Below are 22,621 nucleotides of genomic sequence, written 5' to 3'. Positions count from 1 at the left end.
GCATCGCCCTCAGGCCCCGGCACCACCCGGAACGCCCCGCACCGCCGTCTCCCCGGCCCTCAGGAGGACCGTTTCCGCTCCCCCGGTGTGGTCAGCGGCAGCTGTCCGCCGCCTCGATCAGGCGGGCGGCCTCGCCCAGGGCCTGGCGGAGGACCGTGGGGTCGGTGGGGAGGTTGCCGGCGTCCGGGGGGAGGAGCCAGTCGGAGCCGGCGACAGGGGGGTCGGGGGCGAGGCGCAGGCCGCGGCCGTCGGTCTCCGTGCAGGTGCTGCCCGGGACGTCCCAGGCGGCGGCCGTGCCGGGCGGGACGAGGAAGCCGAGGGTGCGGCCGTCGTCGTCGTGCAGGACGGGGCCGACCGCGTCGCAGGCCCCGCGGCGGAGGATGTCGACCGCCTCCAGGCCCTGCCGCGTCGGCACCGTCACGAGATCGCACGCAGCCGTCGCCGGCGTCGTACAGGGGTCGTTGCTCTGGCTGGTCTCCATGACGGCCTCCACCGCGCAGCCCGATTGCAGTCCACAGCGTTCAACGCGCCAGTTCGTCAACGGCTACGGCGGAAGTCAGCCGCAAAGGATGGCACTTCATGGCAGATCGCGCATGAGATATCCGGTTTGTAGCCAAATCCCGCGTGCCGACCCCGGAACAGCAGGTACGTTCTTGCCCGCCGGAAACAGTTGGATACACCGGATACGGCCCGATAAGCGGCTTCATCCTGCCAAACACCCTTGAATCCGGCATGGTTCGACGGTTCGCACGAGAGGACCCGGCCATGGCGTCGTCAACGGTGACCCCACCCCGTCCCGACCGGCCCGCACGCCCCAACCACGCTTTCCGGCGCCTGCGCGGACAGCGTTCGCCCGCCGAGTTCGCCGCCCTGGTGCGGCGTGCCGCGCGGGAGATCGGGGAACGGGTCAGCTGCGACGCGCGCTACATCGGGCGGGTCGAGGCGGGCGAGATCCGCTGCCCCAACTACGCGTACGAGCGGGTGTTCCTGCACATGTTCCCCGGCCGCACGCTCACCGACCTGGGCTTCGCGCCCCGCGCGTCCGTACGCGGGCGCGGGGCGCGCGCCCCCGAGAACGCGCCCCGCGCGCACATCCCGAGCCCCGCGCGCACCACCGTGTCCGTGCGGGAGACGGGTGAACCGCGCGCGGGGGGTCACCCGTATGACACGCAGGACCCGTACGACACGCACCACGACCACGAGGAGAGCGACGTGCTGCGTCGCGCATTCATGACCGGCGGGGGCGCCACCGTGGCGGCCGTCTCGCTGGGCTCCCTGGGCCTCGCCACCGACGCGTACGCCTCCGGACGGCCCCCGCGCCGCGCCGGGGCGAGCGACGCGAGCGCCCTGGAGGAAGCGGTCCGAAGAATCCGCCTGCTGGACGACCGGCACGGCGGCGACAGCCTGTACCAGCGCGCGGCGGAGCCGTTGCGCCGCGCGTACGCGCTGCTGGACGCCGGGACGACCCGCCAGTCGACCGCCGACCGGCTGTACTCGGGCGCCGGGGAACTGGCGATCTCGGTGGGCTGGCTGGCCCACGACTCCGGGCGGTTCGAGGAGGCCCGCTCGCACTACGCGGAGGCGCTGGCGACCGCCCGGATGACCGGCGACCGCGCGCTGGAGGCGCACGCCTTCTGCAACACGGCGTTCCTCTCCCGGGACGCCGGGCGCCCGCGCGAGGCGGTGCGGGCGGCGCAGGCCGCCCAGCGCGTCGCGCGCCCGCTGGGCTCGGACCGGCTGATGTCCCTGCTGGCCCTCAGGGAGGCCGGCGGCTGGGCCGGGCTCGGGGACCCCACCGGCTGCACCCAGGCGCTCACGCGCGCGCACGCCCTGTACGAGCGAGGCCCCTCGGACGCCGACCCCGAGTGGATGAGTTTCTACGGGGCCGCCGAGCTGGCGAGCCTGGAGGCGCAGTGCTGGTCCGCCCTCGGCGACTGGTCCCGCGCCGCGCGCCGGGCCCGCGACGCCGCCGACCTCCAGGACGCCCACTTCAGCCGCAACATCGCCCTCTACACGGCCGAGCTGGCCGACGACCTCGCGCGCGACGGCCGTCCCGACGAGGCCGCCCGCGCGGGCCTGCGCGTCCTGGAGCTGCTGGGGCACGTCCAGTCGTCCAGGATCCGGGGCATGCTCGGCGACACCGCGCGCGTGCTGCTCCCGCACCGCAGGACGCCCGACGTGTCGGAGTTCCTGGAGCGGCGCACGGCGCGCCCGAGACGGCTGTGAGGCCGGTCCGGGACGACGGTGAGGGGCGCGCGCCCGCGCGAGGCGGAGTGCGCGCCCGCGCGTGGGTGAACGGGCCTGCCCTGGGTAGCTACGAGAGGTGCCCCAGGTCGTTCCAGCTCTCGATCGCCGGCTCCCCGTAGGCCCAGCCCAGGACCGACAGGGACGTCGGGTTCAGCCGGATCCGGGCCGCGAAGTCGAGCGGCAGTCCGAGCCAGCGAGCCCCTATGGAGCGAAGGATGTGCCCATGGGCGAAGACCAGGACGTCCCGGTCGGCCTCGCGCGCCCAGGCGACGACGTCGTCCGCGCGGGAGGTCACCTCGGCGACGGTCTCCCCGTCGGGCACGCCGTCGCGCCAGATGAGCCAGCCGGGGCGGACGTCCTGGATCTCGGCGGGGGTCAGGCCCTCGTAGGCGCCGTAGTGCCACTCCATGAGCGTGTCCCAGGGCGTCGCGCGCTCCCCGAACCCGGCGATCTCGCACGTCTCGCGCGCGCGGGCCAGCGGGCTCGTGCGGACCTCGACCCCGGCGAGACCGTCATAGGGCGTCCTGTGCAGCCGCTCGCCGAGCAGTTTGGCACCGCGGCGGCCCTCCTCCAGGAGGGGGACGTCGGTCCTGCCGGTGTGCTTGCCGGACAGCGACCAGGCCGTCTGTCCGTGCCGGGCCAGCAGGATGCGCGGTGCCATGAGGAACCTTTCCGGGAGAAAAACAGAGGCGGAACTTCTCCATCATCCCGCACCGTGGATCAGGGCAACCCGGCGGGCGATCCCGACGTCTTCACAGGCCGAGGGCGCCCAGGACCGGCGCGCGCATACGCCGTAAAGTGACACGTCCGCGCGGATTGGCCACCACGAATCGGAAGGGGAGGCGATCGGATGCCGAAGACCGAGACACCGGGCACCCAGGAGGCTCCTCCGGGGCGGCTGCGCTGGTGGACGGAGCTGCCGCTGATCGTGCTGGTGTACGTGTGCTACTCGGCGGGCCGACTCCTCGCGCGGGGCGACGTCTCGACGGCCGTGGACCACGGCTTGGCGATCCTCAAGGTCGAGAAGGCGCTGCGGATCAACGCGGAGCACCCGCTGAACCGGCTGTTCACGCGCGAGGCGTGGATCGGCGTCCCGGCGGACTTCTGGTACGCGTCGCTGCACTACGTGGTCACACCGGTGATCCTGGTCTGGCTGTTCCGCTCGCGCGCGGTGCGCTACCGGGCGGCCCGCACCTGGCTGATGACGTCCACGTTCATCGGCCTGATCGGCTTCACGCTGCTGCCGACGTGCCCGCCCCGCCTCCTCGACGCGGGGCACGGCTTCGTGGACACGATGGCCCAGTACAGCTCGTACGGGTGGTGGGGCGGCGAGGCGAGTGCCCCGCGCGGGCTCGGCGGCATGACGAACCAGTACGCCGCGATGCCGAGCCTGCACGTGGGCTGGGCGCTGTGGTGCGGCGTGATGCTGTGGCGGTTCGGCGGGACGCGCCTGACGAAGGCGGCGGGTGTCGCCTACCCGCTGATCACCACGATCGTGGTCATGGGCACGGCGAACCACTACTTCCTCGACGCGGTCGCGGGTGCGTTCGTGATGGGCGTCGGGCTGCTGCTGACGCCGTACGTGACACGCGGCCTGAGGGCTCTCACGGCCCGTTTCAAGGCGGTTCGGACGCCTGTCCCACCCGGCTCGGAAGCCGCACAGACCTCGATTGTCAGTGGCGGATGCCAGACTTCCACGGGTGAGCACTTCTCCCGGCACCCCGAGTCCCGAGCCGAGCCCAGTGCCGCCCCCTCGGACGCGGGGGACGGCGCTCCGGCACCGGCTCGCTGAGCTGCGCGGTCCCGACGTCCCGGCCAAGGCGCTGGACGCCCGCGCCCTCGCGGCGCTCGCGGCGAACCCCGGGTGCGGGCGGCGCGCGCTGCTCGACGGCGCGGGGGTGGACAAGACGGTGCTGGCGAGCGCGCTGGGCTCGCCCGCGGTCTTCGGCCAGTCGCAGTTCGCGCTCACGCGCGGCAACGCGTTCGAGGCGAAGGTCAAGGCCGACGGCGGCGCGGAGCTGCTGCGCCTGGCGCACGCGACGCTGGATCCGGCCGCCGAGCCGCCCGCGTCGGCGTCCGTGCCCGACCTGACCGCCTCCGGTCCTGAGGGGCGCACCGCGCGTACGGCGCTGGCGCTGCGCGAGGCGGCGTCCGCGCCGGGGCTGTGGACGCTGCTGGACCACCCGATGCTCGCGCTGGACGTCGCCGGGTCCCCCGCCTTCCTGGAGCCCGACGCGGTCGTCGTCCATCCGGACGGCGCCTGGACGGTCGTCGAGATCAAGTCGTTCCCGATGCTGGACGGGTCGGCGGATCCGGCGAAGGTCGGCGCGGCGGCCCGGCAGGCGGCCGTGTACGTCCTGGCGCTCGAACAGGTCGCCGCGCGGCTGCCGGTGCCCCCGCGCGTGCGCCACCGCGTCCTGCTGGTGTGCCCGCGCGACTTCTCGAACCTGCCGACGGCGTCGGCGGTCGACGTCCGCAAGCAGCGCGCGGTGACGGCCCGCCAGCTGGCCCGCCTCACCCGCATCGAGGAGATCGCGGACGCCCTGCCGGAGGGCGTCTGCTTCGCACCCGGTCTGCCGGCCGAGCAGCTGACGGCGGCCGTGGAGGCCGTCCCCGCGACCTACACGCCCGAATGCCTGGCCACCTGCGAACTGGCCTTCCACTGCCGTGCCCGCTCCCGCGCGGCGGGCAGCGTCACGACCCTGGGCCGCTCGACCCGCGCCGAACTGGGCGGTCTGAGCACCGTGGAGGGCGTTCTGGCGGCCGCGCGCGGCCAGGAGGGCGATCCCGAGGACCCGGCGGTGGCGGCGCTGCGCAGAGCGGCGCGGCTGCGCGCGGAGGCGCTGGCGGGGGCGGGTGTCCGCACGAGCACGGGCGAGGTGGCCCCATGTCGCTGATCTCCACCCTCGCGCGCCTGGAGGCCGATGCCACGGGCCGCGCGCAGCCGATCGCGACCGTGCGGCGCCGGCACCTGTCCGAACGGCCCATGGTGCTGGTCCCGTTGATCACGGGCGGCGAGGCGGGGGCCCCGCTCGGCGCGCTCGTGGGGACGGACCGCGACGAGCCGCGCCTGCTCGTGGTGCCGCAGCCGCGCAACCCGGAGCTGCGGTTCGCGTTCCTGTCCCGGCTCGCCGACGCCGTCCTGCCGTACATCGACGCGTACGGCGACCTCGTGGAGGCCGCCGAGCGCAGTGAGACCGATCCGGAGACCGGCAAGCGCGTCAAGGTCGAGGTCGAGCTGTGCGCGGACGCGCCGCAGCTGATCGTGCCGAGCCGGGGCGGCGTCGACCTGCTGCGCCTGCTGGGGCGCTCGATGCGTTTCCGGCGCACGGCCGAGCAGGACCCGGAGGCGCCCTATCCGGCGCCCCCGCGCGTGCCGTTGCTGGGACGCTGGCTGACGCACTACGCGGAGCGCGCGCGGGTGCCGGGGTCGTCGCTGCTGCTGGCGCTGACGGACGTGCTGGCGCTGCACTGGGCGACGGGGCAGTCCAGCCTGGAGGACCAGCACCTGGGGTCGCTGCTGGCGTGGATCGACCCGCCCGAGGGCACCTCCGGCGCCGAGGAGGCGCTGCGGGTGGAGCTGGCGCGCGACGGCGACGGCCAGTTGGCGCACCCTCCGGCGGGGCCCGCGACCGACCCGGCGTTCGACAACAAGCTGCTCGCCCCGGCGATCGAGCGCTACGACCGCGCGCGGACGGCGTTCGCCCTCGCCGAGGACGGCCTGGAGGCCGACGACCGGCTCGGTGACCTGGCCGTCGCCGAGGAGCGGGTCCGGGAGCTGGTGCTCAGCCGCACCCTGCCGACCTGGGAGCGCGTGTGGCGGGGCCTGGACCTGCTGCGGGAGCTGCCGCCCGGGGCCCACGTCGAGGAGCGGTGGACGCGCGACCGCTGGTCCTTCACCAGTCACCGTGACCGCGTCCGCGCGGGTGAGCCCCCGCAGCCGCGCCGGGACGACGCCGTGACGGCCGCGAACAAGCTGGCCACGCGCGAGCGCGAGCAGGCCCGCCTGGACGCCCAGGAGGCCCTGGACGACCCGCTGGTGATGGCCGGCCTGCGGCTCACCGGGGAAGCGTTCGCCGGGGAGGTCGTCGGCGTCGAGATGGCCTACAGCGAGGGCCGTTCCCCGCGTCCGCGCCCGCTGGTCACCGTCCGCACCGATGACCGTCCGCACCTCGGCGAGCGCGCGAAGGTCTACCGCTCGCTCGCCGGCAAGCCGCAGTCCGCCGAGTTCGTCGCCGCCGAGGCGGACGGCGTGCTGGTGCTGCGCCTCCTCGACAAGATGGGCCGCGGCAAGGAGCCCGACCAGGGGTCCGTGCCCGAGAAGGGCGACCGGATCTGCTGGACCCTCTTCGAGCACGAACAGCGCGGCGGCGCCAAACTCCCCGACCCCGAGGACACCCCCTGGACGCACGGCGGCCCGCCCGGTGAGCCGGTCCTCGAAGCGGCCGACCCGGTGACCGAGGAGGACGTCCTGTGAACGCGGGCCACATGCGCGGGCGAGCCGGGGACACGGACACGGGACAGGCGCGCGGGCGGTCCGGCCTCGAACGGCGTCGTCCGGGCCTGGGCGCGGAGGCGCCCGGGGAGCGCCGCCCGGCAGAGCACCCGGCGAACGGCTCACCGGGCGCCGGCCACCGGAACCAGGCCGCTCGGCGGGAGGCCCCCGCGCGCCCGCCCGCGCCCGCAGCCCCGCCTCCGCCGTACCGGCCCACAGGAACCGCCCCGCCGCCCCGGCACCCCCGGAAAGCGGCCCGGCGCGCGACGAACGGCTCTCCGAGCGGCAGCCACCGGAACCCGGCAGCCCGGCGGAAAGCCCCCGCGCGCCCGCCCGCGCCCGCAGCCCCGCGTCCGCCGTACCGGCGCTCGACGGACACCCACGCGCCCGCCCCCGTCGCGCCCCGTCCCGGCACGACATCCCCCGCCCTCCCCACCTCGCAGGACGCCCCGTGACCACTCTCCTCGACCCCGGCACCGCCGCAGCCCAGGCCACCGAGGCGATCCTGCGGGACACCCTGCACGGCACCGCGCGCGGGGTCGTCGTGGACTCCCCGCCCGGCGCCGGGAAGTCGACGCTCGTCGTGCGCGCGGCACTCGAACTCGCGGAGGCCGGGCGCCCCTTGATGGTCGTGGCGCAGACCAACGCGCAGGTCGACGACCTCGTCCTGCGGCTCGCGGAGAAGGCGCCGGAGCTGCCGGTGGGGCGGCTGCACAGCAGTGACACGGACGCGTACGACAAGGCGCTGGACGGGCTGGAGCACGTCAGGAAGTCGGCGAAGGCGGCGGACCTCGCGGGGTTGCCGGTGGTGATCTCGACGGCGGCGAAGTGGGCCCACGTGAAAACCGACGAGCCGTGGCCGCACGCGATCGTGGACGAGGCGTACCAGATGCGCTCGGACGGTCTGCTGGCCGTCGCGGGCCTGTTCGAGCGGGCGCTGTTCGTGGGCGACCCGGGCCAGTTGGACCCGTTCGCGATCGTCGGCAGCGAGCAGTGGGCGGGGCTGTCGTACGACCCGTCCGCGTCGGCCGTGACGACGCTGCTGGCGCACAACCCCGGGCTGCCGCAGCACCGTTTGCCGGTGTCCTGGCGGCTGCCGGCGTCCGCCGCGCCGCTGGTGTCGGACGCGTTCTACCCGTACACGCCGTTCCGCAGCGGCACCACGCACGCGGACCGGCGCCTCGCCTTCGCGGTCCCCTCGGACGGCTCGGGGCCCGACCGGGTCATCGACGAGGCCGCGGAGTCCGGCTGGGGCCTGCTGGAGCTGCCCGCGCGCCACACCCCGCGCACCGACCCGGAGGCCGTCCGCGCGGTCGCCACGGTGGTGCGGCGCGTGCTGGACCGCGGGGGCGCGGCGATGTCCGAGCGTTCGCCGGACCCGGCGCCGGTCACGGCCGCGCGGATCGCCGTCGGCACCGCGCACCGCGACCAGGCGGCGGCCGTGCGCGCGGCCTTGGCCGAGCTGGGCGTGTCGGGGGTCACGGTCGACACGGCGAACCGCCTCCAGGGCATGGAGTTCGACGTCACGGTCATCCTGCACCCGCTCTCCGGGCGCCCCGACGCGACGGCCTTCCACCTGGAGACCGGGCGCCTGTGCGTGCTGACGTCGCGCCACCGGCACGCGTGCGTGGTGGTGTGCCGGGCGGGGGTGAGCGAGCTCCTGGACGACTATCCGTCCACCGAGCCCGTGCAGTTGGGGGTCGTGATGAAGTTCCCGGACGGGTGGGAGGCCAATCACGCGGTGCTCGGGCATCTCGCGGAACACCGGGTGACCTGGGCTCCCTGACGCGTGGGAACACCGCGCGCGTCCCGCGCGTTGCCTCTCGGGATCACGTCCGAGTGCCCCTTGCGCAGGCGGGGGACAATGAAAGGTGGTCCCAGAGCGCACCGTACGAGGAGGAGAAGACATGGCGGAGCCCACGCCGCGTCGCAACGAACGGCGGCTACGCCCCGCGCCCCTGCTCTTCGAGCCCGCCGAGGCCGCGGGCGACGCGGAGCACTTCTTCGACCTGGAGTCGATCGAGGACCCTTCGGCGCTGCTGTCGCGCGCGAGCGAGCTCACGCAGGCGTTCCGGGCCGCCGCGGACCGGGCGATGGAGTTCCAGGCGATGGCCGCCGCCCAGCTCGCCGACCCGCGCCGGTTCGACCGGCTGACGCCGGCGGACATCGCCGCGCGGGCGCAGTGGACCGAGGACTACGCGAAGAAGATGGTGGAGTTCGGGCGGGATCTGCTGCGCGGCGAGAACGCCGGGGAGAGCCACAGCCGGGTCGAGCCCATCTGAGCCGCCCCGCGCCACCATCGCGCGTCACCTCCCCACGCCCCCACCGCGCGCCCCGCATGCGCCCCCCGGCATATGCCAGGCGGGCAAGATACCTCCCTCACCACCCGTCCGTCCCGGTTTCCCGCAACTCTCCGGGATCTTTCGCTCACCCCCGGTAGATCTTTGTCCCATGAGCGGTTCTTGGGACGAATGCGGGGAGATCGGCGGGGTCACCGCCGACGGCGCGGCGTGGCTGGCCTCCGCGGGGGCGCATCCGCGCAGCCTGCTGGCCTTCTGGGAGGAACGGCCGGACGCGCCGGTCGTGCTGTCGTGCGGCGCGGTGTTCGACGTCGTGAGCACGGCGGTGGTGTTCGGGCGGCGGATGCTGGACCGCCTGTGGGGCGAGGGGGAGGGCACGGGGCCGGTGGCGGTGTTCCGGGACCGGATGCTGCTGTTCGCGGCTCCTGGGACGGCTCAGCGGCTGCCGTCGCTGCTGTCCTGGGAGGAGTGGGGCAGCGACGGGAGCCGGACGGCGTGTCTGCCGCCGCTGCTGTGCCACGGCCCCGGCGACGCCGTCACCGTCCCTCCGGTGAGCGGCGAGACCCCGCCGGGCGCCCGCTGGCTGGTCGCTCCGGACACGCGTCATCCCTGGTTGCCGGGGCCGGAGGTGCTGCTGTGGGCGGCCGTACGGGCGGCGCGCGCGACCGTGCGGTTATCGATTTCGCCGGTCCCCGATCAGGGTGCTAAGGTCTAGGACGTCAGCAGGCGCCGCTAGCTCAGTTGGTTAGAGCAGCTGACTCTTAATCAGCGGGTCCGGGGTTCGAGTCCCTGGCGGCGCACTTGACGTAAAGGCCCCTCGCGGAAGCGGGGGGCCTTTCGCATGTCCCCTTTTTGAGGGGCCTCAAGTACTACGGGTCGCCCCTGAGGGAGCCGCAAGTACTACGGGTATCACCGGGGCGTGATCTTCACCGTCCACGCCCCCGAAGCCGTCCGCCCCTCCGCCTCCACCCGTACCGCCCGCTCCCCCTGCACGGCCGGCACGGTGAAGCTCTCCCCCGCCCCCACGGGCGCGTCCGCGAGCGGCGGGTAGACGGAGCGCTCCCAGCACGCCTCGCTGTGCGGGTGCGCGTCGACCACCTCGACGGGGCCGTGCCCGGAGTCGGCCGTGCTGCGCACCCGGTAGACGAGGACCCCGGCCCGGCAGGCGGCCGTGTCGTCGCCGACGGGCCCGCGCGCCTCGAAGGCGAGCGCGCTGCCCGTGCCGGTGCGGACGACGGCGAGTTTCGTGCCGTTGCCGAGGCCGAACGCCGGCGAGCCGGAGGCGCGGGTGACAGGGACACCGGGGCCCGCGCCCAGCGGTTCCAGGGTGAGGCGGGTCGTCCCGGAGTCCCGTACGCAGACCACCTGGCGGGGTTCGAGCCACCCGAGTTTCCACTTGTGCCAGCCGAACAGGTCCGGCGCGAGGCCGAATTGACTCCCCATCAGGTCCCAGTCGCCGACGTACGTGTCCCAGTCACCCTTGCCGTCGGCGGGCCGGTGGTAGAGGTCGGGGAGGTCGAAGACGTGGCCGGTCTCGTGGGCGAGGACCAGCCGGTCGGGCGGGTGCTGCTCGAAGACGGTGACGACACGCCGGATCGCGGCGCCGTCCGCGCGCAGCGGCACGTCCAGGTTGACGACCTTGGTGGCGTCGGAGTCGACGCCGGGCGCGTCCGGGTCGGCGACGAAGTAGACGACGTCGTAGCGCGCGAAGTCGACGCGCGGGTCGGCGGCCGCGAGCGCGTCGCGCAGGTAGGCGGCGCGGTGCTCGGCGTTCCAGTCGCGCCGCATGGCGTACGAGGTGGAAGGTTTCGGCATGCGCAGCCAGCGCTTGAGGGGGTGGGCGCGCAGGGTGAAGCGGCCGTAGGAGGCGCGGCGGAAGAAGTCGGAGGTGGCCGGGAAGTGGTCGGCGGCGAGTTCGGCGGGGGTGGTGCGGGGGCGGCTGTCGGGGAAGGAGAGGAAGACCATCACCGCGTCGAGGGCGCGCGCCGGGCGCGGGTAGGCGGCGTTCCAGGTGTCCAGGCCCTCGGAGTGGTGCGCGGTGGTGCGGGTGAGGGCGCAGGGCGCGGTGGAGAAAGGTTCGGCCACCGAGGGGACGCCCGCGAGGGAGGTCGCGGCGAGCGCGCAGAGCGTGGTGCCGATGGCCGCCGTTGTGCGCAGTCGGGGGCGCGGGAGCGGACGCGGCACGATGACCTCCGGGGGCGGGGGGGGGTTCTAGGGACACCTCCACCCACCCTGTACGTGTTTGTCATACCACGTCTTGTTTGTCTGCCCCGGACGAGTGAGTGGTACGACGAACGGGGCGACCCTCGACACCCCGGATCGCTCACGGAACGTCACATGTGGTCCTAGGTCCGCAGAACCGGTCCGGCTGCGGGCAGAAACGATCTGTCAGAAGAGTGGGTAGGTCATGGACACTTGGCAGTGGCTGCGGTGGTCCGGGCCCAGCCTCTATGATCGGCACACTTTCCTGACACTTTCCTGCGCGGACAGAGATCGAGTGCACTGCGGGAGCGAGCGGTGAGCGGAACGTCCGAAGGGCCGACGCCCGCGGCAGACCTCGACCGGTCCGCCGTTACAGAGAGTGACACTTTGGCATCGGATGGTGCCCGAGGGCTGAACGGCGCCCTCGGCCCGTCCCCCTACCAGGCGGCCTTCGCCACGTCCCCGCTGGCCATGGCCGTCGTGAGCCGGGACGGGCTGATCACCGCCGTCAACGCGGCCTTCGGGGAGATCCTGGGGGCCGACCCCGGGCTGCTGGTCGGGCGGGTCGCCGCCGATCTCCTCGACCTCGCGTCCGACGCGCGCACCTGGCACTCCTACCGCGAGGTGCTGCACGGCCGGCAGACCAGGCTGCGGTGCGCGCGGCGGATCAAGCAGCCCGTCGGGCGGGCCGTCTGGGCGCGGGTGACCGTGTCGCCCCTGGGCGGCGACACGCCCGGGGTGCTGCTCTCGGTCGCCGACATCAGCGCGCGGCGCGAACTCCAGGCGCGGCTGCGCCATCTCCAGATGCACGATCCGGTGACGCGGCTGCCCAACAGGGCCCTGTTCTTCGAGCGGTTGTCGGCCGCGCTGGAGCCCGAGGCGTACGAGCGGGGCGGGACCGGGCGCATCGGGCTGTGCTATCTCGACCTCGACGGCTTCAAGGCCGTCAACGACACGCTCGGCCACCGGGTGGGCGACCGGCTGCTCGCCGCCGTCGCCGACCGCCTCAACTCCTGTGCGGAGGAAGCGGGTCGGGCCAGAGCGGCGGCTCCGCTCGTCGCGCGGCTCGGCGGCGACGAGTTCGCGCTGCTCGTCGCGGACTCCACGGGCACGGACCAACTCGCCGAGCTGGCCGAGGCGGTGCTCAAGTCCCTTCAGGCGCCGTTCGATCTGGACGGCCAGCGGCTGAACGTCACCGCGTCCATCGGCGTCGTCGAACGGCACGCGGCGGGGACGACGGCGACGGGGCTCGTCCAGGCGGCGGACACGACGCTGTACTGGGCCAAGGTCGACGGGAAGTCCCGGTGGACGCTGTTCGACCCCGAGCGCAACGCGCACCTGATGACCCGTCAAGCTCTCGCGTCCACCCTGCGTCCCGCCATCGAGCGGGGTGAATTCGTGCTGGAGTACCAGCCGTTGGTCGGCATGTCCGACGGACGGCTGCGCGGCGTCGAGGCGTTGGTGCGCTGGGACCATCCGCGTTTCGGCCTCCTGCCGCCGAATCGGTTCGTCGGTCTCGCCGAGGAGGACGGCTCCATCGTGCCGCTCGGCCGCTGGGTCCTCGCGACGGCCTGCCGGCAGGCGCGCCGCTGGCAGTTGGACCATCCCGACGAGACGCCGCTGTTCGTCAGCGTCAACGTCGCCGTCCGGCAGGTGTGGGACTCCGACCTCGTCGCGGACGTCGCGGAGATCCTGGCGGAGACCGAACTGGCGCCGGGGCTGCTGCAGTTGGAGCTGACCGAGTCCGCGGTCATGGGGTCCGCCGGGCGTCCGCTCCAGGCGCTCCAGGCGCTCAGCGACATGGGCGTGCGCATCGCCATCGACGACTTCGGCACCGGGTACTCCAACCTCGCCTACCTCAGCCGGCTGCCGGTGTCGGTGCTGAAGCTGGACGGGTCCTTCGTGCGCGGCTTCCAGTACGACGGGTCCGGCGCGCCGCCCAATCCCGCCGACGAGGTCGTCGTCGAGGCCATGATCGACCTCGCCCACCGGCTGGGGCTGACCGTCACCGCGGAGTGCGTCGAGACCGCGTCGCAGGCGGCCCGGTTGCGGCGGATCGGGTGCGACACGGGGCAGGGGTGGCTGTACTCGCGGCCCGTGTCCGCCGAGCGGATCGCGGAGTTGCATGTGGGCGGGGCGGAGGGGCACGGGGGGAACGGGGAGGTTCGGGGGCGGGCTGTGGGGCGGCCTTAGGGGGTGGAGCGGGGTGGGGGGGTGGCGGTTCGGGCTGAGGTGACGGGGTCAACTCGGGCCGGGGTGGGGGTGGTTCGAGCTGGGGCGGTGTGGCCGGCTCGGGCCGAGGGTTGGGGGTGCGGTTCGGGCCGAGGGTTGGGGGTGCGGTTCGGGGCCGGCGTGGTGGGGCCGACTCGGGTCCGGGCGTGGGTGGTTCGGGCCGCGGGGTGGGGTGTTCCGGGGCGTCGGCAGGGGGTTCCGGCCGGGGAAAGTGGCTTGGCCGTGGGCGCATTGGGCCGTGGGCAGGGGTGGGAGCCAGGTGGTCTCAGGCAGTTCGGCGAGGAGGCGCGCGAGGTCGTTGACGGCACGACCGGCGGCCTCGGTCGTCGGCATCGGCGCCGACTCGATCCGGCGACTCGATCCGCCGGGTCATGTCGCGGGGCGGCGGCGGGAGTTGGGGGCGCGGGGGCGGGGGTTTCAGGGGCAGGGCGGGATGTCGGCGGGGTTCGGGTGGTGGTCGGGGTGGCTGGGGCGGTTGCCGGGGGCGGGCGGGGCGTGGGGAGGTGGGGCCGGTGGGCGGGATTCGGCCAACTGTCCCTGTACGTGCCGGATCACGCCGTGCGCATCTCACAACCCACGGAGCGCAGGCGGTGGTTGGGGAGTGGGCGGGGGGTCACACTCCGCGACCGGGCGGGGGGCCGTTGCCGGGGTCATGTGTCACGCCGTGTGGCGGCTCTTCCCCGGCGCCGGCCCCGGCCGTCTCACGCCGTCGGCAGTCCGTACGCGTCCGCGATCAACTCGTACGAGCGCACGCGCAGTTCGCCCCGGTGCGCGTGGCTCGTCAGCATCATCTCGTCGGCGCCGGTGCGCTTGTGGAGGTCGTCGAGGCCCGCGCGGACCTCGTCGGCCTGGCCGTGAATGATGTTGGCGTTCCAGGAGTTGATGAAGTCGCGCTCCATGTCGGTGAGTTGGTGGGCCTCGGCCTCCTCGGGGGAGGGGAAGAGGCCGGGGCGGCCGGTGCGGAGGCGGACCATGTTGAGGCCGGTGGCGAGGAGTTGGCGGCGGGCCTCGGCGGGGTCGTCGGTGGCGAGGACGGAGACGCCGATGAGGGCGTAGGGGGCGTCCAGGACGGCGGAGGGCTTGAAGGACTCGCGGTAGAGGTCGAGCGCGGGGACCGTGTTCTGCGCCGAGAAGTGGTGCGCGAAGGCGAAGGGGAGTCCGAGGACACCGGCGAGGCGGGCGCTGAAGCCGGAGGAGCCGAGGAGCCAGATCGGCGGGCGGTGGGCGGACTGGACGCCGCCGGGCGCGGTGCCCTGGACGGGGCCGGGGATGGCGTGGATACGGGAGTACGGGTGGCCGTCGGGGAAGTCGTCGTCGAGGAAACGGGTCAGCTCGGACAGTTGCTCGGGGAAGTCGTCCGCCCCCTCGTGCAGACGGTCGGTGCGGCGCAGGGCCGCCGCGGTCGCCCCGTCCGTGCCCGGCGCGCGGCCGAGGCCGAGGTCGACGCGGTTCGGGGCGAGCGCTTCCAGGGTGCCGAACTGTTCGGCGATGACGAGGGGCGCGTGGTTGGGGAGCATGACGCCGCCGGAACCGAGCCGGATGCGGTCGGTGTGGGCGGCGAGGTGGGCCAGGATCACGGCGGGCGAAGAGGAGGCGACGCCCGGCATCGAGTGGTGCTCGGCGACCCAGTACCGGTGGAACCCGCGCCGTTCGGTGTACCTGGCCAGCTCCACACTCGTCCGCAGGGCGTCACTCGCGGTGCGTCCGCTGCCGACGGTCACCAGGTCCAGTACGGAGAGGGGTACGGGCGCCTCGCCCTGAACCGTGCCGCGGATCTCGTCCACCGATTGCCTCCTGCGTCGCGTCGTCGACTGACCATCGCGAAACAACGGGAGGCAGTCTCCGTTTATTCCCGCTCCGCTTATTTCCGGAGGGGTACCCGTAGTACTCCGGAGGGGCTTGGGTGCGACCCGTAGTACTCAAGGGTCGGCCCCTACTGATACTTCAGTCGCGTCCCCCTGAGGACGCGACGAACCCCTCACCCCCGTAGACCGACTCGTAGTGGACGTCGATCACCAGCCGGGCCTTGATGCGGTCGTGGAAGCGGACGAGCTGTTCGACGTCGTCGGTCTCGTACAGCACCAGAAAGACCGTCTCACCCGCCACCAGGACGTCCCCGCGCCGGAACGCGAACTTCTGCACCCGCTCGTCGTCGGCGAACATCAGGTCCCACGCCGGGCGCTTCCACTCGCCGACGGGGCGGCCGTCCCAGTGGACCACCGTGCGGGTGACGACCGCGGGGCCGAGGCCGGCGTTGGTCAGGTAGTAGCCGGTGCGGCCCGTGTCGCGGTCGCGGACGCGGCGGATCCGCAGGATGGGGCGGAGTGAGCGGCGGTTGTGTTCGCGGGACGCGCGGGCCTGGTCGCGGCTGATCCACAGGGAGCCGAGTGCGATGGCCGTCGCCGCGACGGCTGTGACTGTTTCCGCCCGCACCCGGCCCCCCGTTCACGCCTGCACGATCGGTTCCCGTGTGAAGAGGGTGCCCAACCTCGGTGCGTTGACGCGTCGTTCGGTCAGACGCAGGGCCTCCCAGACGGTGACCTGGTGGGCGGTGAGGACGGGTTTGCCGAGGTGGCGTTCGAGCGCGGGGATCTCGGCGATCGTGCGCAGGGAGGTGTCCGGGAGCAGCAGTGCCTGCGCGTCCGGTTGCGCGGCGGGGTGGGCGGAGGCGAGCAGGTCGTCGCCGAGGGGGGCCGTGCTGACGACGCCGACCCCGCCGTCCCGGAGGAAGCCCGCGAGTCCGGCGTCCACGTGCGCGCTCACCACGGCGACGCGGGTCACCCCGAGTTCGCGGGCCGCGTTGACGAACCCGAACGCGGTGGACGACGCCGGCAGTCCCGCCGTCCGCGCCAACACCCTGACCTGCCCGTTCGCCCCCTGCCAGCCGGCGGTGACGGAGGCGGTGACGCTCGCCCACACGACGGACTCGGCGCCGGCGAGCCGCAGTTCCTCCGTGCGCGCGGACAGCCGCTCGGGTGAGTCGGCGGCCGGGTCGGCGCGGATCAGGTCGATCCTGATGTCGCTGCCGAGGAGCTGTTCGACGCAGGGGTAGTCGTCCTCGGCGGATTCACCGGGGACGAGCAGTCCGAGTGCGGTCATGGTGGGGTGACCCTTCCTTGTACGACCTGAGAGGTACGGCGTGCGTCGGGTGACGTCCGTGCGCGACGGCTTCGCGTGCGGCGCGTCGGCCCCGTACGACCCGTAGGGGTCGGCCGTCCCGTCCGGGATGTCTTTCTCCGCCGGGTACCCCGTACCGCGCCCACCCCCGCCCCTCTTCTCCCGCAGCCATCCGTACGGCCCTGTTGACGCCATCCGGCGGTGGTGCCAGCGTGTTCCCACCCACCGGCACGAGCCAGGTCACGAGGTGCTATGCCCGCCCCCACCCTCCTGGTCCTCGACGCCGACCCCCTCCCCCGTCTGGGCCGTCTGACCGGCCGCGCCCGCATCGTGCACACCGACGCGGCCGGCCTCCCCGCGCGCCTGCCGGAGGCCGACGTGCTGCTGGTGTGGGACACCGCCGCCGACGTCGTACGGGAGCGGTGGGCCGGGGCGGGGGCGCGGCCGGCGTGGGTGCACGTGGCGGGCGTCCCCGTGGACCGGGTGCTGGGGCTGGGCCTCGCCGCGTCCGACGCGGTCGTGACGAACGCGCGCGGGGTCTTCGAGGAGGCGGTGGCGGAGTACGTCGTCGCGCTGGTCCTGGCGATGGCGAAGGGGCTGCCGGCGGCGTGGGAGGCGCAGCGGGCGCGGGAGTGGCGTCACCGGGAAGTACTACGGGTAGGGGGCACCCGGGCCGTGGTGGTCGGGACGGGGCCGGTGGGGCGTACCGTCGCGCGGGCGCTGAAGGCGGTCGGGGTGGGGGTGGCGCTGGTGGGGCGGGTGGCGCGGACCGGTGTCCACGGCCCCGGGGACCTGGACCGGCTGCTCGCGCGCGCCGAGTGGGTCGTCGCGGCGGCGCCGCTCACCGAGGCCACGCGCGGCATGTTCGACGCGCGCCGGTTCGGGGTGATGCTGCCGTCCGCGCGGTTCGTGAACGTGGCCCGGGGCGAGCTGGTCGACGAGGAGGCCCTGGCCGGGGCGCTGCGCCGGCGGTGGATCGCGGGGGCGGCGCTCGACGTCACCGCGCGGCAGCCGCTCGCGCCGGGCAGCCCGCTGTGGGACGTGCCGGACCTGCTCGTGACGCCGCGCGCGAGCGGCGCGTTCGTGGGGCGGCACGACCGGCTGGCCGCGCAGTTCGTGGAGCTGTGGGAGCGGTGGGAGGCCGGAAGACGCCTGGTGAACGTGGTGGACAAGGCCCGCGGGTACGTCCCCGGCTACTGACACCCGCCGCCCGTGCCGTAGATATTTCCGCTCGGTGGACGCGGTGTGGGCGCCCGGTTGCCAGGCGTGTGCACGCCAACCCCGCAGGTCCGGGCTCCGGATCATGTCGCGGGCATATGCCATCCGCTCATTGCCGCACGTGGGAGGCCCTACGGTCGCCCCACGATCTCGTCAACACCCCCTCCGTATCCGGTGGTTGGCGGTTATCGTGGAGGAGATCCGCCACCCGGATCACGGCCTGAAAGCGACCGCAGGGGGAAAACCGTGGCGCTGAAGCACGAGCCGACCACGCCGTACCACTCCGCGCGGGAGGCGTTGCGCGTCCTGGAGACCATCGCCGGGCACTCCGACGGCGTCACGGACACCGCGCTCGCCCGCCGCACCGGCCTCGGCGACCGCCGGCTGGTCCCGCTGCTGCGGATGCTGCGCAGCGAGGGCTACGTCGAGCGGACGGCCGACGGGGCGTACGTCACCGGCGCGACGTTCACCCGCCTCGGTTCCGCGCACGACCGCGAGGGCGCCCTGCGCGAAAAACTCCAGCACACCCTCGACCGGCTGCGGGACTCGGTCGGCGCGGCGGTCTACATCAGCCGGTACGTCGACGGCGAGATCAGGGTCGACCAGTACGCCGACGGGCCTACCACTCCCGTGGTGCACGAGTGGGTGGACTTCCGTCACTCCGCGCACGCGACGGCGATCGGCAAGAGCCTGCTGGGGCAGCTCGACCGCGACGGGCGCCGGGACCATCTCTCCCGGCACAAGCTGGCCCGCCTCACGTCGCGCACGATCACCAGCGACAAGCTGCTCCTGTCCCGGCTGGAGGCGCAGCCCCCTAGTACTCCGGTACTCGACCTCCAGGAGTACGCCGTGGGTACGGTCTGCGCGGCCGTGCCGATCAACGACGGGTCGTCCGTGGGGTGCCTCGCGCTGTCGCTGCCGGTCGAGCACGCGCACCGGCTGCGGCAGGCGGCGGACCGGTTGCACCGGCATGCGGCGCCGGTGCTGTTGTCGATGGCGATCTGAGGGGCGGCGCGAGGGCCGTCCGGCCGTGGTCAGGAGCACCCCTTCGGACCAGGTAGTATTTTCTCTGTCGCCGGGAGAAAGCAGCACAAACCCGGCGAGAGTCAAGCGCCGCTAGCTCAGTTGGTTAGAGCAGCTGACTCTTAATCAGCGGGTCCGGGGTTCGAGTCCCTGGCGGCGCACATCGGAAGGGCCCTTCACTTCGGTGAGGGGCCCTTCGGTATGACGGGGCTCCCCTGTCATACCCGTAAGACGCCGGTACGACAGCTCCGTCCCCGGCCGCCACCACACCGGGTCCCCGCACTCCACCCCCTCCTTCCGCAGCCGGGCCCGCTGGATCTTGTTCGTCGCGGTGACCGGCATCCGCTCCAGGACGCGGACGAACCGGGGCGCCATCTTGGTCCCGAGGTCGGGCTGCGCGCGCAGGAACGCGGCGAACCCCGCCGGCTCGAAGGTCCCGGCGATCGCCGCCATGACCTGGTCCCCGGTCACCGGGTCCGGCACCGCGTACACGGCGACGGCCTCGGCGCCCGGGTAGCGCGCGAGGATGTTCTCGATCAGCGCCGCCGCCAGGTTCTCCCCGTCCACCCGGATCCGGTCGTCCCCGCGTCCGGCGAAGTACAGGTAGCCGTCCGCGTCGCGGTAGAAGAGGTCGCCCGTCCAGTACGCCCCGTCGTGCCGGCGCTCGGCCTCGGCGGCGGGGTTGCGCCAGTACCCCTCGAAGGGGCTGGCGCCGTGGTTGACCAACTCCCCTATCGCCTCGGCGCCGTTGAGGAGTTCCCCGGACGGCCCGAAGCGCGCCGCAGGGCACTCGGCCGACGTCCGCTGATCCCGGACGACCAGTCCGGGCACCGCCGGCCCGACCGCCCCGGCGGGGGTGCCGGGCGCCCACTGGATCGCCGCGCCGCCCTCGCTGGAGCCGTACCCCTCCACCAGCCGCGTCCCGAACCGCCGCTCGAACGCCGTCGCGTCCACCGCGCCCGCCTCGGTGCCGAACCCGAGCCTGAGGCGGTGGTCGCGGTCCTCACCGGGGCGGGGCGGTGTGGCCAGGACGTACTGGATGGCTCTTCCGACGTACGTGAAGTACGTGGCTCCGTAGCGGCGCACGTCGTCCAGGAAGCCGGAGGCGGAGAAGCGGGAGCGCAGGGCGACGCCGGCGCGGGCGACGAGGGCGGGGGCCCAGCCGGCCAAGACGGCGTTGCCGTGGAACATCGGCATGCACAGGTAGTGGACGTCGTCGCGCCGAACCGCGAACTGCTCGGCCAGCCGGTGCCCGGCCGCCGCGAGGCGCCCCTGTGTGCAGATCGCGGCCTTGGGGGCTCCGGTCGAACCGGAGGTGAAGTAGAGGAGGAGGCGGTCGGCGGGGGTGACGGCGCTCAACTCGGGTTCCTGCGCCGGAAATCGGGCGAGGAGTTCGTCGTATTCGGGTGTGCCGGTGACCAGGAGGCGGACACCGGGGAGGTCCAGGCCGCGCAGGAGCGGGAGTTGGGCCGGTTCGGTGACCAGGATCGCGCAGTCGGTGTGGAGGATGTCGCGGGCGAGGTCGGGGCCCCGATGGGTCGGGTTGATGCCGGCGACGGCGGCGCGCGCGAGGGCGGCGGCCGAGAGCCAGTGGACGAACTCCGGTGTGTTGTCGAGGAGTACGCCCAGGTGGGGTGGCACGTCCGACGGGAGGAGCGCGGTCAACAGGGCGGCCCTGGTGGCGGCTTCGCGCGCGAGCTGGTGGTGGGTGAGGACGGTGTCCCGCCACCACAGGGCCGGGCGGTGGTCGTCCCGGCCCTGGGCGACGAGTTCGGCGACGGTCGTGTACTCCATGGCAGCGCACGGTAGTTGACGAACCGTCAGATGAGGATGGTCAGGGCGTGGGGAAGTCGGCCGGGAAGCCGTCGGGCAGGTCGGCGGGGACGTCTGCGGGGACGTCGCCCGTGCCGCCGCCGAAGACGCCGTCCGTCAGGTCGAAGAAGGAGTGCACACCAATCATGAAGACGACGCAGAACGCGGCGACGACCCCGAGGAAGACGAGCAGGAAGCCGGACTCCGCCAGGAGGCGCCCCCGCATGGGCGGCAGCGCGGTCGCCCGCTCGGGGTGCTCCGGGGGGTAGTGGACGGTGACGAAGTCGCCCTCGATCACCGTCCCCGGGCCGTTCGCCTCCTCGAAGCGGACGGGGCGGCCGTCGCGGGTCGTGAACTCGTAGACGTGGTGCAGGGTCGTACGGGTGTGATGGTGCTCGCCGGCCATGCCGCCGGTCGTCGTGTACGTGCGCAGACAGCGGGCCTCGGCGGTGAGACCGCTGTTCCAGGCGCCGGCGATCCGCCGGGAGCGGCGGATCACGACGACGGCCATGCCCACGACGCCGGCGAGGATGGCGGACGGAGCGAGGTAGAAGAGGACGTCCATGGCGGTTCCCCCGGTGTCCCGGTCAGGGCACTGGTGCGCCGGTCGGTGCGCGTGTGCCGTGCCGGGAACGTACCCCTGCGGTACTACGGGTTGTCTCAGGGGAAGCTCAGAGTTTCAGCCCCCGCTCTCGCCCCGCCCCGCGCAGAACGCGACGGTGAGGTCCTTCACCAGCGCCTTGCGCTCGTAGTCGTCGAGTTCGACCAGTCCCCGCATGGTGAGCCGGGTGACGGTGTCCTCCACCGAGTCGACGACCGAGGTGAGGACGGAGGCGCGGTGCTGGGCGTCGAGCGCGGCGATCCGGCGGCGGTGCATCGCGGCGGCGACCTCGGGGGCGTACTCGACGCGGACCGGCTGGACGGAGTACACCTCAAGTCCGATGGCACCCGCGTCCGACGCGACCAGCCGCGTCAGCGCGTCCCCGGCCGTCTCGACCGGGCCGCGCCCCGCCCCCGGCATCTCCACCGGCACGCGCGCGAGCGCCGCCTCGACGCATTCGCGCAGGTAGGTCTCGTGGTCCTCGACACCGAGCGTGGCCCGCGCGGTGTCGCGCACCCGCCACACGACGAGGACGACGGCCCGCAGCGCGACCCCGCTGCCGTCGGCGGCCGGCATCGGCTCGCTGCGCCAGTGCCGCAGCCGGACGTCGACGCGGCGGCGCAGCAGCAGGGGGTTGACCCACAGGAGGCCGGTGCGCCGGACCGTGCCCCGGTAGCGGCCGAACAGCCCCAGCACCCAGGCCCGCCCGGTCCGCCCCCGGGCCAGCCCGCCGAACCCGAACAGCCCGAGCGCCCCGGCCCCGGCGTACGCGGCCCACTGCACGGGGCCGAGGCCGGCACCGGCGTGGGCGGGGAGGTGCAGCGCGTCGGCCGCGAGGGCCGGGAGGACGCCGGCCCACCAGGAGGTGGCGACGCAGCCGGCGGCGCCGCAGGTCCCGGCGAGGACACCGGCGGCGCCGGGGAGGACCCGCGCGGGGCGCTCCACCAGGGCGGGGTCGACCTGGGCGGCGGGGCGGGGGGTGCCCTGGCCGGGGCGTCTGAGGCGGGGGGTCTGCGGTTGGTGTGGTCCTTGGGTACTACGGGGGTGATTGGGGGTGTGCGGGGGGAGGCCCGGTTCTCCCCCGTGAGTACTACGGGGAGCACCGCTCAGGGGCCGGCCGAGGACACCGGCGTGGGTACGGGCCGCCGTCGCCGGGTCCACGGGTACCGGGGAGCCCGGTTCGGGGTCGTCCCGGAAGAGGAGGTGTACGGGGATCTCGGTGGTGGCCTCGTTCTGGATGAGGCGCGTGGGGCGGGGTGCCGTCTCGGGCGTCCCCTCCGGGCGTTCCTGTGCCGGGCCCCCGGAGCCTGTCGTCTGTGGTGGGGTCGTACTGCTCATGCCTGCCTCCAGCCTCCGCGCCAGATGCGTCACGTT

General features: G+C 73.9%; 19 protein-coding genes and 2 tRNA genes. 12 read left to right on the top strand and 9 right to left on the bottom strand.

Annotated elements, in window-relative coordinates; all coding sequences use genetic code 11:
- Positions 1–91: 91 nt before the first annotated feature.
- Positions 92–481: a hypothetical protein gene (locus tag IAG44_RS25930; RefSeq protein WP_187749474.1), complete on the bottom strand. Its 390-nt coding sequence runs from the start codon at positions 479–481 to the stop codon at positions 92–94.
- Between the two features lie 284 nt (positions 482–765).
- On the opposite strand from IAG44_RS25930, the gene IAG44_RS25925 reads away from it, so the two are divergent.
- A complete protein-coding gene (locus IAG44_RS25925; protein ID WP_187749473.1) occupies positions 766–2,226 on the top strand; it encodes an NsdA family TPR-like regulatory protein in 1,461 nt (486 codons plus the stop codon).
- A gap of 88 nt (positions 2,227–2,314) precedes the next feature.
- Here the strand turns inward: IAG44_RS25925 and IAG44_RS25920 are convergent, their stop codons facing one another.
- Positions 2,315–2,908, bottom strand: coding sequence for a histidine phosphatase family protein (locus IAG44_RS25920; protein WP_187749472.1), 594 nt, complete (start codon positions 2,906–2,908; stop codon positions 2,315–2,317).
- Between the two features lie 189 nt (positions 2,909–3,097).
- Here IAG44_RS25920 and IAG44_RS25915 point away from each other — a divergent pair, with 189 nt between their 5' ends.
- The 7 genes from IAG44_RS25915 to IAG44_RS25885 all read left to right on the top strand — a co-directional run bounded on the left by IAG44_RS25915 (position 3,098) and on the right by IAG44_RS25885 (position 9,842).
- Positions 3,098–4,039: a phosphatase PAP2 family protein gene (locus IAG44_RS25915; RefSeq protein WP_187749471.1), complete on the top strand. Its 942-nt coding sequence runs from the start codon at positions 3,098–3,100 to the stop codon at positions 4,037–4,039.
- Positions 3,990–5,144, top strand: coding sequence for a hypothetical protein (locus IAG44_RS25910; protein WP_187752863.1), 1,155 nt, complete (start codon positions 3,990–3,992; stop codon positions 5,142–5,144). Before IAG44_RS25915 ends, IAG44_RS25910 begins: the two co-directional genes overlap by 50 nt.
- On the top strand, positions 5,135–6,724 hold the full coding sequence (locus IAG44_RS25905) for a hypothetical protein (protein WP_187749470.1): 1,590 nt from the start codon (positions 5,135–5,137) through the stop codon (positions 6,722–6,724). Before IAG44_RS25910 ends, IAG44_RS25905 begins: the two co-directional genes overlap by 10 nt.
- 469 nt (positions 6,725–7,193) lie before the next feature.
- The gene (locus IAG44_RS25900; RefSeq protein WP_187749469.1) at positions 7,194–8,528 is read left to right on the top strand and encodes an AAA domain-containing protein; all 1,335 of its coding nucleotides are present in this window, start codon (positions 7,194–7,196) and stop codon (positions 8,526–8,528) included.
- 121 nt (positions 8,529–8,649) lie between these two features.
- Positions 8,650–9,024: a hypothetical protein gene (locus IAG44_RS25895; RefSeq protein ID WP_187749468.1), complete on the top strand. Its 375-nt coding sequence runs from the start codon at positions 8,650–8,652 to the stop codon at positions 9,022–9,024.
- A gap of 169 nt (positions 9,025–9,193) precedes the next feature.
- Positions 9,194–9,757: a bifunctional DNA primase/polymerase gene (locus IAG44_RS25890; RefSeq protein WP_187749467.1), complete on the top strand. Its 564-nt coding sequence runs from the start codon at positions 9,194–9,196 to the stop codon at positions 9,755–9,757.
- A gap of 11 nt (positions 9,758–9,768) precedes the next feature.
- A tRNA-Lys gene (locus tag IAG44_RS25885) sits at positions 9,769–9,842 on the top strand.
- A gap of 109 nt (positions 9,843–9,951) precedes the next feature.
- Here the strand turns inward: IAG44_RS25885 and IAG44_RS25880 are convergent.
- A complete protein-coding gene (locus IAG44_RS25880; protein ID WP_187749466.1) occupies positions 9,952–11,226 on the bottom strand; it encodes a M6 family metalloprotease domain-containing protein in 1,275 nt (424 codons plus the stop codon).
- A 333-nt stretch (positions 11,227–11,559) separates the two neighbouring features.
- On the opposite strand from IAG44_RS25880, the gene IAG44_RS25875 reads away from it, so the two are divergent.
- The gene (locus tag IAG44_RS25875; protein ID WP_246562090.1) at positions 11,560–13,437 is read left to right on the top strand and encodes a putative bifunctional diguanylate cyclase/phosphodiesterase; all 1,878 of its coding nucleotides are present in this window, start codon (positions 11,560–11,562) and stop codon (positions 13,435–13,437) included.
- A 740-nt stretch (positions 13,438–14,177) separates the two neighbouring features.
- Here IAG44_RS25875 and IAG44_RS25870 read toward each other — a convergent pair.
- From IAG44_RS25870 to IAG44_RS25860, 3 genes are all read right to left on the bottom strand, one after another.
- Positions 14,178–15,260 carry an LLM class flavin-dependent oxidoreductase gene (locus IAG44_RS25870; protein WP_187749464.1) on the bottom strand — a complete coding sequence of 361 codons (1,083 nt, stop codon included), beginning with the start codon at positions 15,258–15,260 and terminating at the stop codon, positions 14,178–14,180.
- 160 nt (positions 15,261–15,420) lie between these two features.
- Positions 15,421–15,909 carry a hypothetical protein gene (locus IAG44_RS25865; protein ID WP_187749463.1) on the bottom strand — a complete coding sequence of 163 codons (489 nt, stop codon included), beginning with the start codon at positions 15,907–15,909 and terminating at the stop codon, positions 15,421–15,423.
- Positions 15,910–15,921: 12 nt separating this feature from the next.
- A complete protein-coding gene (locus tag IAG44_RS25860) occupies positions 15,922–16,575 on the bottom strand; it encodes an aspartate racemase/maleate isomerase family protein (RefSeq protein ID WP_187749462.1) in 654 nt (217 codons plus the stop codon).
- A 270-nt stretch (positions 16,576–16,845) separates the two neighbouring features.
- Here IAG44_RS25860 and IAG44_RS25855 point away from each other — a divergent pair, with 270 nt between their 5' ends.
- The 3 genes from IAG44_RS25855 (at position 16,846) to IAG44_RS25845 (ending at position 18,995) form a co-directional block, all read left to right on the top strand.
- Positions 16,846–17,793, top strand: coding sequence for a D-2-hydroxyacid dehydrogenase (locus IAG44_RS25855; RefSeq protein WP_187749461.1), 948 nt, complete (start codon positions 16,846–16,848; stop codon positions 17,791–17,793).
- A 264-nt stretch (positions 17,794–18,057) separates the two neighbouring features.
- Positions 18,058–18,816, top strand: coding sequence for an IclR family transcriptional regulator (locus IAG44_RS25850; RefSeq protein ID WP_187749460.1), 759 nt, complete (start codon positions 18,058–18,060; stop codon positions 18,814–18,816).
- Positions 18,817–18,921: 105 nt separating this feature from the next.
- Positions 18,922–18,995, top strand: a tRNA-Lys gene (locus tag IAG44_RS25845).
- On the opposite strand, the gene IAG44_RS25840 is transcribed toward IAG44_RS25845, so the two are convergent.
- The 3 genes from IAG44_RS25840 to IAG44_RS25830 all read right to left on the bottom strand — a co-directional run bounded on the left by IAG44_RS25840 (position 18,961) and on the right by IAG44_RS25830 (position 22,585).
- Positions 18,961–20,628 carry an AMP-binding protein gene (locus IAG44_RS25840; RefSeq protein ID WP_187749459.1) on the bottom strand — a complete coding sequence of 556 codons (1,668 nt, stop codon included), beginning with the start codon at positions 20,626–20,628 and terminating at the stop codon, positions 18,961–18,963. The genes IAG44_RS25845 and IAG44_RS25840 overlap by 35 nt on opposite strands.
- Before the next feature lie 40 nt (positions 20,629–20,668).
- Positions 20,669–21,211 (bottom strand): DUF3592 domain-containing protein, encoded by a 543-nt coding sequence (locus IAG44_RS25835; protein ID WP_187749458.1) that lies wholly within the window; start codon positions 21,209–21,211, stop codon positions 20,669–20,671.
- 114 nt (positions 21,212–21,325) lie between these two features.
- Positions 21,326–22,585: an SPFH domain-containing protein gene (locus tag IAG44_RS25830; RefSeq protein ID WP_187749457.1), complete on the bottom strand. Its 1,260-nt coding sequence runs from the start codon at positions 22,583–22,585 to the stop codon at positions 21,326–21,328.
- Positions 22,586–22,621: the final 36 nt, after the last annotated feature.

This window comes from Streptomyces roseirectus, from assembly GCF_014489635.1.
Classification (GTDB): domain Bacteria; phylum Actinomycetota; class Actinomycetes; order Streptomycetales; family Streptomycetaceae; genus Streptomyces; species Streptomyces roseirectus.
The sequence above is the reverse complement of the archived record's forward strand: the minus strand, read 5'-3'. Positions and strand labels throughout refer to the sequence as shown.